A 423-nucleotide genomic window follows, 5' to 3' on the forward strand; every position below is an offset into this window, starting at 1 on the left:
CTTTTATATAGCACTGCGTAAAAATCAATTTATCCGGGGTAAATGTCAATTTGCTTATAAAAAAACAAAAAGATAAATTTATAGCAATTGTGTTTCTTTGGGTTGAAAGTTTTAATGTCGTCAGTATTATCTGAAGCGGTTCTGAGGAGGGGGTTTCCATTGCTCGGCCACGATACTTCCGAGGAACCAATTAACGCCGACTTAGCTCAGTAGGTAGAGCAACTTACTTGTAATCAGTAGGTCACCAGTTCGATTCCGGTAGTCGGCACCATATGCGGGTATCGTATAATGGCTATTACCTCAGCCTTCCAAGCTGATGATGCGGGTTCAATTCCCGCTACCCGCTCCAGCAGAGGACGATGCTAGGCTGTTTCAGGCACTGACACATTATATGTGTGGGATGTTTTACCCTAACTCCTTACC

Annotated in this window: 2 tRNA genes; both read left to right on the forward strand. The window is 43.3% G+C overall.

Annotation, left to right across the window (positions count from 1 at the left end):
• The first annotated feature begins 195 nt into the window (after nucleotides 1-195).
• Nucleotides 196-271 (forward strand) — tRNA-Thr (locus tag D7W79_RS42825).
• Nucleotides 272-274: 3 nt separating this feature from the next.
• Nucleotides 275-349: transfer RNA gene (locus D7W79_RS42830), tRNA-Gly, on the forward strand.
• The last annotated feature ends 74 nt before the right edge of the window (nucleotides 350-423 follow it).

This window comes from Corallococcus exercitus (genome assembly GCF_003611585.1).
In the GTDB taxonomy this organism is placed as follows: Bacteria; Myxococcota; Myxococcia; order Myxococcales; family Myxococcaceae; genus Corallococcus; species Corallococcus exercitus.